The organism is Corynebacterium sp. USCH3 (assembly GCF_037619475.1).
Taxonomy (GTDB): Bacteria; Actinomycetota; Actinomycetes; order Mycobacteriales; family Mycobacteriaceae; genus Corynebacterium.
Map to the genome: position 1 here is coordinate 612,432 of NZ_JAQPZT010000001.1, position 16,113 is coordinate 628,544.

20 protein-coding genes are annotated in these 16,113 nt (G+C 66.1%); 9 read left to right on the forward strand and 11 right to left on the reverse strand.

Annotation, left to right across the window (positions count from 1 at the left end):
- Positions 1-134: 134 nt before the first annotated feature.
- Complete coding sequence (locus PQI66_RS02870) at positions 135-506, reverse strand: RNA polymerase-binding protein RbpA (RefSeq protein WP_038548667.1); 372 nt, start codon at positions 504-506, stop codon at positions 135-137.
- 138 nt (positions 507-644) lie between these two features.
- Here PQI66_RS02870 and PQI66_RS02875 point away from each other — a divergent pair, with 138 nt between their 5' ends.
- From PQI66_RS02875 to mgtE, 4 genes are read left to right on the forward strand one after another with little or no spacing between them, the layout of a single operon-like run.
- Positions 645-1,004: a hypothetical protein gene (locus PQI66_RS02875; RefSeq protein WP_339995845.1), complete on the forward strand. Its 360-nt coding sequence runs from the start codon at positions 645-647 to the stop codon at positions 1,002-1,004.
- A 34-nt stretch (positions 1,005-1,038) separates the two neighbouring features.
- Positions 1,039-1,725, forward strand: coding sequence for a YceI family protein (locus PQI66_RS02880; RefSeq protein ID WP_339995846.1), 687 nt, complete (start codon positions 1,039-1,041; stop codon positions 1,723-1,725).
- 19 nt (positions 1,726-1,744) lie between these two features.
- Positions 1,745-1,930 (forward strand): hypothetical protein, encoded by a 186-nt coding sequence (locus PQI66_RS02885; RefSeq protein WP_339995847.1) that lies wholly within the window; start codon positions 1,745-1,747, stop codon positions 1,928-1,930.
- Between the two features lie 31 nt (positions 1,931-1,961).
- On the forward strand, positions 1,962-3,296 hold the full coding sequence (gene mgtE / locus PQI66_RS02890; protein WP_339995848.1) for a magnesium transporter: 1,335 nt from the start codon (positions 1,962-1,964) through the stop codon (positions 3,294-3,296).
- A 399-nt stretch (positions 3,297-3,695) separates the two neighbouring features.
- Here mgtE and PQI66_RS02895 read toward each other — a convergent pair whose 3' ends face one another.
- Positions 3,696-4,220, reverse strand: coding sequence for a mycothiol transferase (locus tag PQI66_RS02895; protein ID WP_339995849.1), 525 nt, complete (start codon positions 4,218-4,220; stop codon positions 3,696-3,698).
- A gap of 54 nt (positions 4,221-4,274) precedes the next feature.
- Positions 4,275-4,622: a DUF952 domain-containing protein gene (locus tag PQI66_RS02900; RefSeq protein WP_339995850.1), complete on the reverse strand. Its 348-nt coding sequence runs from the start codon at positions 4,620-4,622 to the stop codon at positions 4,275-4,277.
- Positions 4,623-4,687: 65 nt separating this feature from the next.
- Between PQI66_RS02900 and PQI66_RS02905 the strand changes: the two genes are divergently transcribed.
- From PQI66_RS02905 to PQI66_RS02915, 3 genes are all read left to right on the forward strand, one after another.
- A complete protein-coding gene (locus PQI66_RS02905; protein ID WP_339995851.1) occupies positions 4,688-5,074 on the forward strand; it encodes a RidA family protein in 387 nt (128 codons plus the stop codon).
- A 72-nt stretch (positions 5,075-5,146) separates the two neighbouring features.
- A complete protein-coding gene (locus PQI66_RS02910; protein WP_339995852.1) occupies positions 5,147-6,277 on the forward strand; it encodes an aminotransferase class V-fold PLP-dependent enzyme in 1,131 nt (376 codons plus the stop codon).
- 10 nt (positions 6,278-6,287) lie between these two features.
- Entirely contained in the window at positions 6,288-6,596 is a 309-nt protein-coding gene (locus tag PQI66_RS02915; protein WP_339995854.1) for a thiamine-binding protein, read from the forward strand.
- 22 nt (positions 6,597-6,618) lie between these two features.
- Here the strand turns inward: PQI66_RS02915 and PQI66_RS02920 are convergent, their stop codons facing one another.
- From PQI66_RS02920 to PQI66_RS02950, 7 genes are all read right to left on the reverse strand, one after another.
- A complete protein-coding gene (locus PQI66_RS02920) occupies positions 6,619-7,587 on the reverse strand; it encodes an isopenicillin N synthase family dioxygenase (protein WP_339995856.1) in 969 nt (322 codons plus the stop codon).
- A gap of 150 nt (positions 7,588-7,737) precedes the next feature.
- On the reverse strand, positions 7,738-8,127 hold the full coding sequence (locus PQI66_RS02925; protein WP_339995857.1) for a hypothetical protein: 390 nt from the start codon (positions 8,125-8,127) through the stop codon (positions 7,738-7,740).
- A 25-nt stretch (positions 8,128-8,152) separates the two neighbouring features.
- Positions 8,153-8,719 (reverse strand): hypothetical protein, encoded by a 567-nt coding sequence (locus PQI66_RS02930; RefSeq protein ID WP_339995858.1) that lies wholly within the window; start codon positions 8,717-8,719, stop codon positions 8,153-8,155.
- Positions 8,720-8,739: 20 nt separating this feature from the next.
- A complete protein-coding gene (locus PQI66_RS02935; protein WP_339995860.1) occupies positions 8,740-9,525 on the reverse strand; it encodes a class I SAM-dependent methyltransferase in 786 nt (261 codons plus the stop codon).
- 16 nt (positions 9,526-9,541) lie between these two features.
- Positions 9,542-10,357 (reverse strand): thioesterase family protein, encoded by an 816-nt coding sequence (locus tag PQI66_RS02940; RefSeq protein WP_339995862.1) that lies wholly within the window; start codon positions 10,355-10,357, stop codon positions 9,542-9,544.
- Positions 10,358-10,362: 5 nt separating this feature from the next.
- Entirely contained in the window at positions 10,363-11,025 is a 663-nt protein-coding gene (locus PQI66_RS02945; protein WP_339995863.1) for a response regulator transcription factor, read from the reverse strand.
- Positions 11,025-12,248: a sensor histidine kinase gene (locus PQI66_RS02950; protein WP_339995865.1), complete on the reverse strand. Its 1,224-nt coding sequence runs from the start codon at positions 12,246-12,248 to the stop codon at positions 11,025-11,027. The genes PQI66_RS02945 and PQI66_RS02950 overlap by 1 nt, the downstream gene beginning before the upstream one ends.
- 88 nt (positions 12,249-12,336) lie before the next feature.
- Between PQI66_RS02950 and PQI66_RS02955 the strand changes: the two genes are divergently transcribed.
- Complete coding sequence (locus PQI66_RS02955) at positions 12,337-13,080, forward strand: GAP family protein (RefSeq protein WP_339995867.1); 744 nt, start codon at positions 12,337-12,339, stop codon at positions 13,078-13,080.
- A gap of 30 nt (positions 13,081-13,110) precedes the next feature.
- Here PQI66_RS02955 and PQI66_RS02960 read toward each other — a convergent pair whose 3' ends face one another.
- Positions 13,111-14,160: an alpha/beta fold hydrolase gene (locus tag PQI66_RS02960; protein ID WP_339995869.1), complete on the reverse strand. Its 1,050-nt coding sequence runs from the start codon at positions 14,158-14,160 to the stop codon at positions 13,111-13,113.
- Positions 14,161-14,292: 132 nt separating this feature from the next.
- On the opposite strand from PQI66_RS02960, the gene PQI66_RS02965 reads away from it, so the two are divergent.
- Entirely contained in the window at positions 14,293-16,098 is a 1,806-nt protein-coding gene (locus tag PQI66_RS02965) for a penicillin-binding transpeptidase domain-containing protein (protein ID WP_339995871.1), read from the forward strand.
- The last annotated feature ends 15 nt before the right edge of the window (positions 16,099-16,113 follow it).

Consider the following 16,113-nt stretch of genomic DNA (forward strand, 5'->3'; position numbering starts at 1 on the left):
ACATACTACCGAACCATGCGGACACAGAATGATGCAACTAAACAAGCATCGAACTTATGATCGAATCGAAAGAAAGAAAAATAGAAACCCTCCGGCACTGCCAGAGGGCTTCTACCAGGTCATCGCCGAAGGACTCAGGAGTTCGCCGCCTGCTCCTTCATCAGCTTCATCGCGGTGCGACGACGCTTGCGCAGCAGTTCGATGCGCTCCTCGAGAAGCACGTCCAGTTCCTCGAGCGAGCGGCGCTCACGCAGCATGTCCCAGTGGGTACGTGCCGGCTTCTGCGGCTTGGCGTCCTGCCCGACGCCTTCAATGAGCTGGCCGAGCTGGCCGTTCTTGCACATCCACTCGCTGGGGATCTCCGCGTCATTGGCGAAGGCTACCTCGAAGATCTCACCGGACTCAGTCTGGTATTTGGTCATCTGGCGGGGAGCCAGGTCGTGGTCACGGTCGGTCTCGTAGGACACCGCTCCCATACGACTGCCACGCAGTACGCGATCTGCCATCGGTGCATCACCCTTCTCATCATGCGGACGTGGTGGATCATTCCTCCGGTACAACGGACGAGACGCCCGGATAATTCCCGGGCGACACCACAAAGCTCAACCACATCACTCTACAGCAGAGGTGCAATGATGGACGACATGAGCGATCACGCCCCTGACACCCACCGGTCCTCACCCCAGCGGTGCGAATGGTGCAACCGTGAGATCATCCAGGAGGGACCCGGGCGCCGGCGCCGCTACTGCAGCCAGTCCTGCCGCCAGCGAGCCTACGAACAACGCCAGTCGTTGAAGGACACGACCATCCCCGCAGACTCGGTGATCCTGCCCAGGGCCACAGCGGATGAACTCACCGACCGACTCTTCGAGGTCCGGTGCGCCGCCGAGGACATTCACGCGGCGGTGTCCGACGGCGAACCGACGGACAGCGTCCTCGAACTCTGCCAGGAGCTGGTCACCCTCGCCCGGGATGCGGAGGGGGTCCGGGGGAGAAGCGAATAGGGCTGCGGGCGACAGACGGCTAGCATGGACAGACATGCGGAAAGGTATTGTCACGCTGGTAGTTGTCGCGGTCGTCGCTCTGGCCATCGCCATCGTCGGCCCCCCGGTGTACAGACTTCTCACCAGTGAGGGCCTGCAGACCGCATCCATCGCCGACGGAAGCGGTGAGCCTGCCTCGGTGGGGCTGGACGGCCACTGGGACATTGTCGCCGGAGCGGGGGAGAACTCCACCGAAGCGGGCTACACGTTCGACGAGGTGTTGCCAGGTCAGGAGAAGTCAACCTCAGGCAGGACATCCTCCGTCCACGGTTCACTCGTGGTGACGGACGGAATCCTGGAGGAGGGCCGGGTCACCGTCGATGTCGCCAGCATCGAGTCTGACATCGAGAAGCGCGACATCCACGTGCGGGACAACATCCTGCACACAGACCGGTACCCCGACGCCGTCTTCAGTATCACCGACCCCGTGGACCTGTCGTCCCTCCCCGAGGACGGTAGTGTCGACACGGTAACCGTGACGGGCGAACTCACCATGCACGGCCAGACCAACGAGGTGTCCACCGACCTGAGGGTGCTCAGGACAGGGGAGAACGTCATCGTGGAAGGCCAGGTACCGGTCAAGCGGGAAGACTTCGGTATCGTCACCCCGGAGTTCGTCGCGTCACAGATCGCCGACGAGGGCACCGTGGACCTGCTGCTGGTCTTCGGCCTCCAGAGCTGACCTTCGAGAGGACATCACCATGGACAGAGACGTCATGGTCTTCACCCGGTGGATCCGGCTCGCCGCACTGATCGCGGCCACCGCCTTCATGGCGTTCACCGGCGGGACCCTCGGGTACATCTTCGCCGCCGTCTGTGTACTCTTCATCGGCGTCACGTCCTGGCAGTTGCTGAAACTGTACCGGGACGAGCGGTACCGTACATAGCAGTCACCGTCACAGATCTCAGGAGGTCCCCGTGGGACACGACATCACCGGCCTTCTGGAACGCCAGGACGTGGCCGCTCTGCAGGCCGAGCTCAACGGCCTCTCGACCGTTGCCGTCGCCGACGAAATGTCCCGACGGGGAAGCGACGAGCAGGCGGTGATGTTCCGGCTCCTCGACAAGGACCGCGCCATCCAGGTGTTCGAGTATCTGGACGTCGTCCACCAGGCAGAGCTGTTGACCGGCCTGAGGGAGGCGCGGTTCGCCGATCTCCTGCTCAACCTGCCCGACGATGACCGGGCGCAGCTGCTCGGGGAGATGCCCGCAGCGGTCGCCGCCCGCATGATGGCTGACTTGCCCGCCGAGCGCAGGAAGATCACCGCCGAACTGCTCGGGTACCCGAACGAGTCGGCAGGGCGTGTCATGACGCCCGTCCCCACGGTCATCGACGTCGGCAACAGCAGGGAACAGGCCCTGAAGAAACTGCGTGGCCGTGAACTGAGGAACCGCGATATTGCGGTCCTGGCTGTCACGGATTCCACGCGACAGCTCGTCGGCGTCGTGAATCTCGCCTCACTGGTGACCGCCGCCGACGGCACCCCGGTGTCCGAGCTGATGAACGTCGAGACCCATGCCGTCAACGCCACCGAGGACCAGGAGGTCGCCGCGCGGCTGGTGCAGGAGGCCGACCTGCTCGCGCTGCCCGTGGTCGATGACGAGGGACGGTTCCTCGGCGTGATCACCGTCGACGACGCCATGGAGATCCTGGAACTGGAGGTCACCGAGGATGTCTACCGTTCCGGTGGTTCGGAACCGCTGAAGCAGCCGTACCTGACGGCGACGGTGTTCCACCTGGCCCGCAAACGTGGGGTCTGGCTCCTGGTCCTGATCCTGACGGCTGTGCTGACGGTCAACGTCATGTCGTTCTTCGAGGACACACTGGCGAAGGTGGTTGTCCTGGCGACGTTCGTGCCGATGATCACCGGCACCGGTGGCAATGCAGGGTCGCAGGCCGCCTCATCGGTGGTTCGTGCACTTGCCGTCGACGAAGTCCGCCCGCGGGACATCTGGAGGGTGATCTGGCGGGAGGTCCGTGTCGGATTCATGCTCGGGATATTCCTCGGCGCGCTGATCTTCCCGTTCATCACGTTGTTCTACGAGTGGCGCATCGGCGCCGTGATGGCATTGACGATCGTGGCGATCTGTACGTGGGCCTGCATCGTCGGCGGTGTGCTTCCGCTGATCGCCCGCAAGATCGGGGTGGACCCCGCAGTGTTCTCGACGCCGGTGGTCTCGACCCTGGTGGACGCGACCGGCCTGGTCATCTACTTCAGCATCGCCCAGGTCATTCTGTCGAGCATGTTGTAGGCACGGTCGCGACACAGGGGAAGCCCACCCCATTTACGTCACAGTGACGAATTGATAGGTGCATTGATCCTCTTGGCTTGCCACACTGCGCGGGGACCGATGCCGCCATGACTTCCCGCGATTGCCGTACGTGCGGGGTACGTGCAGACCATCGCACGATGTCACCGAATGAACGGGCCGCCGGTCGCGGATGTGCGACGGCTGACGGCGACCCAGGCAACCCCGGCAACGAGACCCGGCCAGACAACACCGGAGCGTCGACGCGCGGGCGACAGGAACCCGACAGAACGCCACAGACCCATGCCGCGTTCCCACCCCACGGGCCGACTTCCCCTTTTCGCCGATAATATACATTATGACACTTCAATGATCTGGCACGCTGCCCCGCGCCGCGAACGCTCACTGTGAGTCTTCGACGCCTTCACTGTCGGTACCCAGCACATAGGCAGCCTGGCCGAGGTGTATCACGGCGTCATGCAGGATGCTGATGAGACGAACACCTCTGGTGACTGGCGGATCCCAGGCATCGTCGATGACTGCGTCGAGGTCAGCGTCACCCAACGTGAAGAGATAGGTGTCCACAGCGTCACAGACGGCAGCCACATAGTCGATGACCGGACCGACCTCAGCGGCAGTCACCTCCCGCGCCTGAGCAGGTGACTGTCCGAATCCCATCGAATCGCCTGCCCCGTGAACACCCGAGGAACTGTCGTACCCCTCCGACGTCCAGACCTGTTCATTGGCGGTGAGACCAGACAGCTGGACATCAAGTTCTCTGCCGGAGTGCCAGAGCAGCCAGGCCACTGAATTCGGGTGGCCCGACGGGTGTGCGTTGACGACGCCTGTCGGGAGACCCCGGGGAATCTCCCCCACGGCATCGCGCACACGGCCGGTGAGATCCTGCAGAACTTCTGTAGCCTTCATACCGGTCCACCGTACGCGCCGCGCCCCCGTCGTGACCGGTGTCCCCGCGCAAAGTCACCAGGTGAACCGTCCGTCCTCCCCGAAACGGGCAGGCCGCGCATCGACAACCCAGTCCGGTTTCAATACTCCGTAAATGTGCGGGTACCGCTGACCGTCGTCGCCCTCCTCCTCACGGACCTCGGTACCGGAACGTCGGACGGCTCCCTCGTCGATGACCAGGACGCACAGAGGGGCGGTCACATCACGGTAGAAACGTTCGGCCGTCGACGCGACCTGCTCCCTTGTGGACGCGTGAATAAATCCGGTCTCGTCCAACAACAGGCCAGACGTCGAGACCCGGTACTCCCCTTCCTGCAGAGCATCAGCCCACTCAGAAACGTGCGCGATATGGTAGATCGTCATGTCACCACTCTGCCGTAGACGGCTTTCCGTCGCAGCACCCCGCCCGGGATCTAAGCTGAATCCCCATGGACCACTTCTACAGTTCCGCACTTCATCAGTCTTCGGCACCGTTCTCCCACCTGACCACACACAACGGGATCACGTACACAGCAGGGATCATCGGTCAGGACCGGCGGACCGGCGAACTCGTCTCCGACGACGTGGGTGAGCAATGTTCACTGATGATGGACAATCTCGGTGTACTCCTTACCGAGAACGGACTCGCCTGGTCCCAGATAGCGAGGACCACCGTCTATCTCACCTCGTACGACGACTTCGGAGCCATCAATGAGGAGTACTCCCGGTGGTTCACAGAACCGTACCCCGCCCGCACCACCCTGCAGGTCGCCGCACTCCCCTTGGGAGCCTCGGTGCAGATCGACGCGATCGTCGTCGCAGACGGCTCCATCTGACCCGCCCGATGGCCGGACGCCGATGTCACCCCTCATACTGAGAGACAGATCACTCTGTGAGAGAATAAGGGCATGAACCTCCCACACAATGATATCGACCCCGACGGACTGCTCGAGTACTCCGTCGTCTTCACCGACCGGTCCCTCAACCACATGTCGGCCCGGTTCACCAAGGTCATGCAGGATATCCGCGACATCCTGACCACGACCTACGACGCTGCCACCGTCGCCGTCGTCCCCGGCGGGGGCAGTTACGCCATGGAAGCCGTCGCCCGGCAGCTCGTCACCGGCAAGCGCACACTGATCGTCCGCAACGGGTTGTTCTCCTTCCGGTGGTCGCAGATCATCGACGCCGGCCGGATCACCGACGACGTGACCGTGCTCAAGGCCCGGCAGACGGGCGACGAACCGACCTCCACCTGGGTCCCCGCCCCGATCGAGGACGTCACCGCCGCGATCCGTCGTGAGCGTCCCGAGGTCGTCATCGCCCCGCACGTGGAGACGGCCGCCGGCATCCAGCTCACCGACGCCTACATCACCGCCATGGCGGAGGCCGCACACGAGGTCGGCGCACTGGTCGTCCTCGACTGCGTCGCCTCCGGCGCCTCCTGGGTCTCCATGACCGACACAGGCGTCGACGTACTGGTCAGCGCACCGCAGAAGGGCTGGAGCGGAACCCCGTGCGCCGGATACGTCATGCTCAGCGAGGCAGGGCGCGACGCCGTGAACAACTCAACCTCCACCAGCTTCGCCGTGGACCTCAGGAAGTGGTTGTTCATCACCGACGAATACGGTGAGGGACGTACCCCCTACCACGCCACACTGCCGACCGACGGGCTGGCGCACAACGCCGAGCTCATGGTCGAGGCGCGTGACCGCGGGCTGGAGAACCTGCGTGCCGCACAGATCGACCTCGGCACCAAGGTCCGTGCCCTGCTCAACGAGCGCGGTATCACCACGATCTCCAGCGGCGAGTTCGCCGCCCCCAGTGTCGTCGTGGCCTACACCGACGACCCGGCCGTGAAGTCCGGGGCGAAGTTCAAGGAGGCCGGCGTCCAGGTCGCCGGCGGCGTACCGCTGCAGTGCGGTGAGCCGGAGGACTTCTCCACCTTCCGGCTGGGCCTGTTCGGCCTCGACAAGCTCGCCGACGTCGACGGAACCGTTGACCGGCTACGGAAGGCCCTGGACACACTGGGAATGTAGGCTTGCCGTTATGCTGTTCGCGTTTTCCATTGCCCCGGCAACGACCCCGGAACCCGACGGCTCCATGGCCCACATCGTGGCCAAGGCGGTCGAGGTCGTCCGCGAGTCCGGTCTCCCCCACGAGACGACGTCGATGTTCACCACCGTCGAAGGCGAGTGGGACCAGGTGATGCCGGTGGTCAAACGCGCCTGCGAGGCGGTCGGCGAGCACTCCCCGCGCGTCTCACTCGTGCTGAAGGCGGACCTGCGTCCCGGACACGACGGCGAGATCACCGGGAAGGTCGACCGGTTGAACCGCGCCATCGACGACGGTCGCTGAGGGCGGCGCGCAACCTCGCTTCTCAGCTCACGGTCGCCGCCGCATTGCGCTCGCTGAAGTACTCCGCCGCACGTACCGGCGCATAGTCCGCTCCCCCTCCGGCGGGAGGAGCGAGCGGCTCGACGACCTGGGTCATGTCCGGCTCCATGAAGGCGATGATGCTGTACAGCTCCTCGGAGGGCGCGTCCTCACTCGGCGCCAGCACCCGGTGCCGGGTCGACCGCCAGCGGTCCCCGGTCCAGCGGGCAAGCAGGTCGGCGATGTTGATCGTCAGCGCCCCCTCGACGTAGGGCGCGTCCTGCCACTCCCCGTCCACCGTCTGGACCTGCAGTCCGCCGTAGCCGGGCTCACGGTCGAGGATCGTCACCATCCCCCAGTCCGTGTGCGGGGCGATCCGGTACTGGCCCTGTTTCGCCCGTCCGACAACCGACAGTGCCGGATACCGGTTGATGTTGAAGGTGTGCGGCGAACTCTCCGCCCGGTCAACGAAGTAGCGCTCGTCCAGTCCCAGCGCGGTGGCGAGCATCTCCAGCAGGTCACGGTAGAGCTCACGGGCTGCGTCCGCCCACCGGACGACCAGCTCCTCCAGCGCCGGGACCTCGCCGGGGTACACGTTGGGACGGAAGTACACCGCATCGATGTTCTCGTCACCGGTGCGGTGCTCGCGACCGAACGTGAGTGTCTCCTTGAGATCGGCGGTGTCCGGGTCGACCTCGTCACCGTAGTAGGCGTTGGCTTCATCACCGGTACGGATCCATCCGCGGCCACCGACGACGGTCCGGTACCTTTCCTTGACGGCGTCCGGCAGATGGAAGAACTCGGCCGCCGCGGCACGCAGATCGGTCGACCATGTCTTCTCGATACCGTGCCCGCTGACCATGAAGAACCCGGAGTCCTGCATGGCACGGTCCAGACGTGCGGCGAGTTCCCCACGGCGCTCCGCGGGCGCAGTGCGCCACTCGGCGATGTCGATCAGAGGGATATCCAGCATCGTGACCGTCAAAGGTTTGCCTTTCTTCATCCTGCGGTGTGGGCAATATCGTACACGCCCGTCACAGGTCGGCGAGGATCTCCTTCAGCACTGCACGCATCGTCTCCCGCTGTTCGGCCGACGCCATTCCGGAGACGGTGAGAGTCACCGTTACCCGCGTCGGATTCTTCGGCGCCACCGCGACCTCGAGGGAGGTTCCGTCCTCGACGGAGCAGCGCCAGGACGACCGTGGCCTGCCGGTCCCGGGGTCGCCGCATCCAGTGTGCGTGACGCCGCTACCTGGAAGTCCCCTGCACTCGACTGCCCGGTGGCCCGACGGCCGATCTGCTTCTCGTAGGCCACCGTGGCCCCCTGCCCCCACCACCCCGGGTTGTCGACGCCGGAGCCGACCATCAGCGGGTGTACCGCGGCCGCCAGATCTGTATGGGACGACGTCGCGCCCCCGGCAGCCTCGAAGGCACGGACCATGCTGTCCCAGGCCACTCCGGTGGCTTGTACCACCCGGGTGATCTCACCGTCTACAGCTGACGTCCGCGGCATCGTCCCCTCCTGTCCCTGCTGCCCTCTACCTCACACGGGCGGACTCGATACGCGTCGGCGCCACATAGGCCGTCCCGGCGGTGCACAGGATCGCGCCGAGGGTGAGCAGCGTATTCCAGTCTCCGTCCAGCAGCCCGCCGAGCAGGACGTACACCACGCCCGCGGCGATCGCCAGGGCGAGAATCGCGGCGCCGAAGAGGTTCTCGTTGCCGGTGCCGACCACCGGAATGTACAGCAGGCCGGCGAGGACGCCGACAATGCCGGCGATCGCCCCGTAGACGACCGCGGCACCCGGGCCCTGGGCCGCCCATCCGGTCACGGCGGAGACGATGAGGTCGACGACCAACAGGACCGCGAAAGAAATCACCGCACAGAGGACACCGAGGATCACCAGGTTGATGACGACCTTCTTCGTGTCGAACCGTCCGGCCAGCAGGTTCTCGGGCTGGTTCCGGGGCGGCTGCTGTGAACTGGACTGCTGCCGGTAGCCCTGGTTCTGCTGCGGTTGCTGAGGCGCATACTGCCGCGTCGGCTCGTACTGCTGACCGTAGCCACGGTTCGGGTCCTGCCGGTAGGGCTGCTGGTTACTCATGGCACCAGTCTTCCATCAGGTCACACCCGGATCAACAACTCGCCGTGCGGCATCACGAACACCGCGGCGGCATCCTCGCTCCACGTCCTCCACCCGGCACAGATGCGGTCGGTCGCCTCCGCCGTGACGGCATCGGAGTCGCGGGTGCGGCGGATCCAGTTGTCCGCCAGCCACGAGGCACCCGTCCCGGAGCTGTACTGCCACGTCGTCGTGCTGTAAGTGAGCTGTCCGGCCCCGAAGCCCGCGGCACGTGCCCACTGCAGCAGATACCGCCCCGCATCGGGTTCTCCCCCGTTGGCACGTGCCCGACGCCGGTAGTCCCGCTGCCAGTCGAGCAGTCCCGCCGGCTGCGGATGGAAGAACATAGCGTCGTAGTCGGCGTCCCGTACCGCGACGACACCGCCGGGTGCGGTGACGCGTGCGAACTCGCGGAGCGCAGCGACCGGGTCGCCCAGGTGCTGCAGCACCTGGTGGGCGACGACGACATCGAAGGTGCCGTCCGGGAACGGCAGTGCCCGGGCGTCACCGGTCATGAACACTGCACCGATTCCGCGCTGATGCGCCAGCTGCTGAGCCGCTTCCACGGGTGCCGGGGTGTTCTCGACACCGATGACCTGGGACGCCGCACCGCCCTCACCGGCGATGACGGCGGCAAGGTCCAGGGTGATCGAGCCAGGGCCGCACCCCACGTCGAGAACGCGGGAGTCGCGGTGGAGGTACGGGAGGACGAACGCCACCGAGTCCTGCGCAGTGCGTGTCACGTGGTTGGCGAGGGCCGCCGGGCCGTGCCCGTGGGTGTACTTCATGGTCGGTAGCCCCCCGTCAGCTGAACCGGATGCCGGCGAACTGATGGGACTGGGCGACGAGGTTGCCCTCCGAATCCCAGACGGTCGCCGACTCGTCGACCCGGTCGCCCTGGATGAGGTTGGCCGTCAACAGGACGTTCACCGGTCCGGGTACAGGTACCGCGCGGATGTAGGTCGACAGTTCAATCGTCGGCACCCATCCGCCCGGTTTGACGTCGAACGGTGCCGGTGGCAGGAGGTCGGCAGCGAGTAGCAGTGATTCCGGGGTGAAGTCTTCTCCGTCCGGCAGCTCAACCCAGGCTCTGACTTCGCCGAGGCCACGGGGTTTTCCTTCTGTGAGAGCAGTCTGACCGGGGTGCAGGTGCAGTCCGGCATGGTGGAAGATCTCGACGGGGAACTGTTCGCGGGGTGGAGTGAACCGCGTGCAGTCGGCGAACGGCGCCCCGGGATCCGGGAGGTTCCGAGTGGACCAGTCGATGTCGGCCTCCGTCAGCGTTCCGAGGGTGAACAGCGACTCACCGGTGATCTGACCGTTCTGGCTCATCCGGACACGGACCTGGGTCGTGGTCCGCCCGGCGCGCATCAGTTCGGACGTCAGTTCCACTCGCCCAGGACGTGGTGACCGCAGGAAATGGGTGGAGGCGGCGACAGTATGGGGGTGGGTGGCCTCGTCCGTCGATTCCTCGGCGTCCGCCACCGCTGCCCGGGCCATGATCGTCTGCAGGTAGCCGCCGTTGGGGTTACCCAGGATGGTCCAGCCGGGATCGATCTCGGCGGTCCAGAGGTGGTCGCCGCACGGGGTGACGGCGCTGACGTCTGCGTATTCACTCACCAGGGTCACTGTACCCGGTGTTCCCGGTGCCACAGGGCAGCTTGGAGACGCGAGGCCGCACCGATCTTGGCGAACAGGTTGCCGAGGTGGGTTTTCACCGTCGTTTCGCTGATGTAGAGCTCCGTGGCGATCTGGTGGTTGGACAGCCCGGCGGCCACCAGGTCCAGGACCTCTTCTTCCCTCCCCGTGAGGTGGACGTTCACGTGGTCATCCCCGGGGTTCGACCCCTGAGCGGGCTCTGCGCGTTGCCGGAGCGCGGTGAGCACGGCGGTGGTGGTCTCGTTGGACAGTGCGGCGTCTCCCTGGGCCACGGACCGCACTGCAGCAAGGATGTTGGCCGGACGTTCCGTCTTCACCAGGTATCCGTCGGCACCTGCGCTGATGGCGTCGAGGACGTCGCCGTCGAGCCCGAAGGCGGAGATCGCCAGGACCCTGCACCCGGTGGAGCGCAGGGCGGGGGTGATCTCGATTCCGCTCGCGCCGGGCATCCGCACGTCGGTCAGGACGACGTCCGGACGTACCCGGGTCGCGATCTCCACCGTGGACGGGCCGTCGTCGGCCTCGCCGACCACGGTCATGTCGGGAGCGGAATCGACGAGGGTGACGATCCCCGCCCGGAAGGCTTCCTGGTCGTCTGCGACGACGACCCGGATCGGCGCACTGGGCATCACGGCACCCCATGTCCGGTCGTGTGCAACGGCAGGCGTGCCTGGACCATCCAGGTGTCGGGGCGCTCACCGCAGGTACCGGCGACGACCTCGCCCCCGAGCGCGCGTGCACGGTTGTCCATGGTCCGTAGTCCGAGTGTGGTTGACTGTGCCGGTCCTGTCTGTGCCGGGAACAGACAACGGTTCCGGCAGTCCAGTTCCACCCGACCGGAGTGGACGACCACGCGCAGAGAGCGTGGTGAGGTGCCGTGCCGCACGGCGTTGGTGACGGCCTCCGCGCAGATATGCAGGAGAACGGACCGGACGCTGGTCGGCACGATCGCGGGGTCGTCGACCTGCGGGTCGGTCTCGACGACAGCCTCCTCCCCCAGACGCTGTCGGAAGATCTCCCAGTTCAGCGTCGGCACCGTGGATGCCGCCTGCCGTCCCGCCGTGGGCCCGGGCCCCGCCAACACGCCGATCACATCACGGAGGTCGCCCAACGCCGCCTCCGCACTGTCCCTGGCGGTTTCGAGGGACCGCGCCCGTGCCGCGGGTTCATCCAGGCCCAGAGCAAGACTCGTGTGCAGGGAGACTGCCGTCAGATGCCCCGCCACCACGTCGTGCAGGTCCTGGGCGATCCGTAACCGGTCCGACTCGACCTCGCGGGCGGCGCGTTCACCGGCGAGTTCGTGTTCAGTACGGGCGAGTTCTTCGGCCGCCTCCTGGGCCACCTTGTGGTGTCGTACCTCCCATCCCCAGGCCAGGGGGGTGAACACGGTGACGACGATGATCATCGCCCCAACGACCACCGCAGTCCCCAGAGCAACGGTGTCGCCCCAGCTCACCACCATCGTCACCCCCATCACGGCGCCGACGACCACTCCCGCGACGGTGGCAGATCCCGCGGATCGTGCATTGCCCCTCGCCACCGGTGCCCACAGCCCTTCCACGAGAAGGATGTAGGCACTGACCTGGTGACCGCCGAGGAGCTCCAGCACGCTCACGGGAACAACCACCACGAGAAGCAGTCCGGGACGTGAGGACCGGAACAGGGTGCACAGCGCACCGGTCAGCATCAACACCAGTGAAACAACAGGCGGCCAGGGTGTCGCCTCGAATACACCACTGAGCAACGGCTGGTTGGCGACCCCGGAGAGGTACAGCACCACAACCACGGCCATGTAGAGCACCGCGGCACGGACGTCACCTCTGCTGATGACGGGAAAGCGGCCGGTGTCCATGGAAACAAGGCTAGCAAGGGACGCTGACCTGAAATCTCCTACCGATGGAGGAGATCGCCCGGTCGCCCGCCCGAGCATGATCCAGCACATGGATTCTCTCCCCGACTCTCTCAGCTACGTGTCCCTGACTGTCCTGGCGCTCGTCGACTCGACGAGCATCGGAACTCTCGTCGTGCCGCTCCTGCTTCTCGTCGTCAGCGGCGGCGCCGGTGGGAGCGCCCGGAAAGTCGTCGCGGCGACCTTCTACTATCTGGCGGTCATCGGTGTCTTCTACTGGGCGGTGGGCGTCGCGCTCACCGCCGGAGCCCTCCCGCTGCTCGAACGCTTCGGTGACACACTGACCTCGTCGGGGGCGATGACGGTGTATGCCGTCCTGGGTGTCGTTCTGGTGGTGTGGTCGTTCCGGATCGACCCGAAAGCTATCCGCCGCCGCGGTGGCGACCCGGAGGCCGGTGCACGCCGGTGGTCGGAGCGGGTCCGCGGGGCGAGCACCAGCTACCGGGCATTGACGGGGCTGGCGCTACTGGCGGGCCTCGCGGAACTGGCGACCATGGTCCCCTATCTGGCGGCGATCGGCATCATCGTCGACAGCGGCACCGGCCTCGCACGGTCGGCGGCGGTTCTCGCTGCCTACTGTGTCGTCATGGTCGTTCCGGCCGCGGTTCTGGCGGTGGCACGGTTGGTGGGCGGCGCCCGTCTGGACGGTCTGCTCGCCCGCGTCCACGACTGGAGTGTGCGCGGCGCGGCGGGGGCATTCTCGTGGGCGGTGGGCATCGTCGGGGTGGTCATCGTCCTGAACACCGCACCGACAGCCCTCTCATTTCTCCAGTGACATTCTCCGGTGCCGCGGTGTGCGGGTCCTCTATCGAGAGAACAGGTCGGTGAGGTTCGCGTCGACCTGGTCCATGAAGTCCGGGCTGATGTTGAACAGACCGAGGTGTCCCGCGTCATCAGCGATGACCCGGAGCTCACTGCCGGGAATCAACTCCTGTTCGGCGGCACAGTCACGGACCGGGAAGAACATGTCCTCGCTGATCGGCATCACGAACGTCGTGGCGGTTACCCGGGCAAGTGCTGCGGCAAGGTCGCCGCCGGAATGCCGGGACACGTCTCCCCTCTGCCATTTCCATGCGTTGTTGAGCAGCGTGTTCGGATCCATCGACATGAACAGCGGATCCAGGAAGTCCGTCAGCACAGCGTCCGGTGAGTCGAGACCGAGTCCGCGCCATGCCTCCTTCTTCCACCACTCGGTGGAGAAGCCCATCACGGCCCACAGGTGGGACTGCCGCCGCAGGCCCTCGGCGACGTCAGTGTGGGAGGTGTACTCTCCCCCGGCGTAGCCGGGATCGGATTCGATGGCCTCGTTGAGGGTCTGGGTGAACAGGAAGTCGTGTGGGGTGTTCCGTGCCGTCCCGGCGATCGCGGCGGCACGGTGGACCCTGTCCGGGAAACGCACGATCCACTCATAGGTCTGCTGCGCCCCCATCGACCCACCCACGACCGCGAAAAGCTCCTCGATGCCGAACTCCTGGGCGAGCAGACGCTGCTGGGCCACGACGTCATCGCCGATCCGCACGGCCGGGAACGACGACATCGCGATGGAGTCGTCCTCGGTGTTCCTCGGCGACACGGACATGCCGTTGCCGATCTGATTGACGCAGATGATGAAGTATTCTGCCGGGTCCAGTGCATGCCCGGGACCGATGTACTGCTGGAACCACGTCCCGTGGGTACCGGAGTACCAGGTGGGGATGAGGACCGCGTTAGTCTTGTCGTCGTTGAGGGTGCCGGCGGTGGCGTAGGCCAGCCAGCAGTCGTCGATCACTCCCCCGTCCTCGAGGTCGAGCCGTCCGATGGACGCGGTCTGGTAGGGCCCCTGGGTCTGTGCGGTGTAGAAGTCGTTCTCGATCATGTCCGGTGGCCTCCTGGAAGGGTCTGGAAGGGTTGCGGGAGGTCGGATCACCGGCACTCCCGTTTGACACAGAAACTACCCTGTTGTCCGGAACGCTTGCATCCACGGACCGTGGACGGTGAACTTGGAGCCATGAGAACACCCGTCCGTCGCACCGTCCTGCCCGCCACCGGAGCAATCCTGTCCACCGCTCTCCTGCTCGGCGGATGCTCGATGCCGTGGAGCGACTCCCCCACCGACGACTTCATCAGCCTGGTCAACGAGGGCGACTGGGCCGGGGCCGCCGCGCAGACCGATGACCCGGACACCGCGGAGCGCTACCTCACCGGCCTGGACGAATCCACCGGCGAGACCGCGGTGCACCTGGACATCGACGACGGGACGACGACAACGACCTGGACCGTCCCCTCCGGCGACGAGGTGACCTCAGAAGGCTCACTGTCCACCACAGACGGCGGCAACGACCCCGTGGCCTGGGACCCACGGATCTTCGCCTCGTCGCTCACTCCGGAAACGACGGTGGCCTACTCCGACGACCGTACCTACGACCTTCCCGTCCTCGACGCCCGCAACGACACCCAGATGTCCTGGACCACGGTGACCGTCTTCACGGCGACCACCACCGAGGGGATGGCACCCGATCAGCAGGCCTCCGCGATCGCTGACGCGGTACGACCCGCGATCGACGACATCAACGCCGACGACATCGCCGCACAGATCACCGAGGCAGGAGAGGACGGCACCGCGCTGTTCTCGCTGCGTCCGGACGATGCCGCGGACGTCACAGGCGCCCTCGACGACATCGCCGGGGTGAGCTCACGGGAGGAGGGCCGCCTGCTGTCCTCGGACGGGACGTCGTCCCCGGTCGACGCTGACGTACGGACGTACTGGGAGAAGCGCCTCGATGACACCGCCGGATGGACGTTGACCACCACCGGCGACGAGGAGCAGGGCCTGGAGGGCGAGGTCCTGGGACGTGAGAACCCCGAGCGCTCTGATCCGATCCGGACGACCATGGACATGGGGGTCCAGGCAGCGGCGCAACGAGCCCTCGACTCCCTCGACGCAGAAGACCGCGCAGCATCGATCGTGGCGATCAATCCGTCCACCGGGGGTCTCGTGGCCTCCGCGCAGAATGCGGCGGCAGACGGTCAGGGCACCCCGGCGATGACCGGCCAGTTCCCTCCCGGATCCACGTTCAAGACGGTGACGACCGCCGCAGCTCTCACCCGCGGGACGGTCAGCCCGGACGAGCAGGTCGAGTGCCCCGCGGAGATCGAGGTCGACGGCAGGGTCATCCCCAATGACAATGACTTCGACCTGGGGACCGTGCCGATGCACACCGCGTTCGCCGAATCCTGCAACACCACCCAGGCGTTGATCTCCCGCGACCTCGAACCGTCGGACCTGAAGGACACGGCAGCGCAGCTCGGGGTCGGTGTCGACTTCGACGCACCGGGGATGACGAGCATGACCGGTTCGGTGCCGGTCACCGAACCCGGTGCCGCGCGGGTCGAGTCGGCGATCGGACAGGGCGAGGTGCTCGCTTCGCCTTTCGGCCTGGCACTCATGGAGGCCTCCGTCGCCAACAACGGTGCCATGGTCACCCCGTCGGTGATCCAGGGGGAGGAGACCACCAGCGACCGGGAGGACGGGGCACCCGACCCCCTCACCCCGGACGTCGTCGACGCCCTCCGGTCGATGATGAGGGAGACGGTGTCCTCCGGTACCGCCTCCTCGCTCAGCGACATCGACGGACTGGGGGGCAAGACCGGTACCGCGGAGGTCGGCGAGGGGGACGCCCACGGCTGGTTCGTCGGCAGCGTCGGCGACCTGGCCTTCTGTGTCTTCATCGAGGGAGCGGACTCATCCGGGCCGGCTGTCGAGATGGCCGGGGACTTCCTGCGCGACGATGCCCTGGACGAGATCACCGGCTAACGTCCCGCCAGTGGG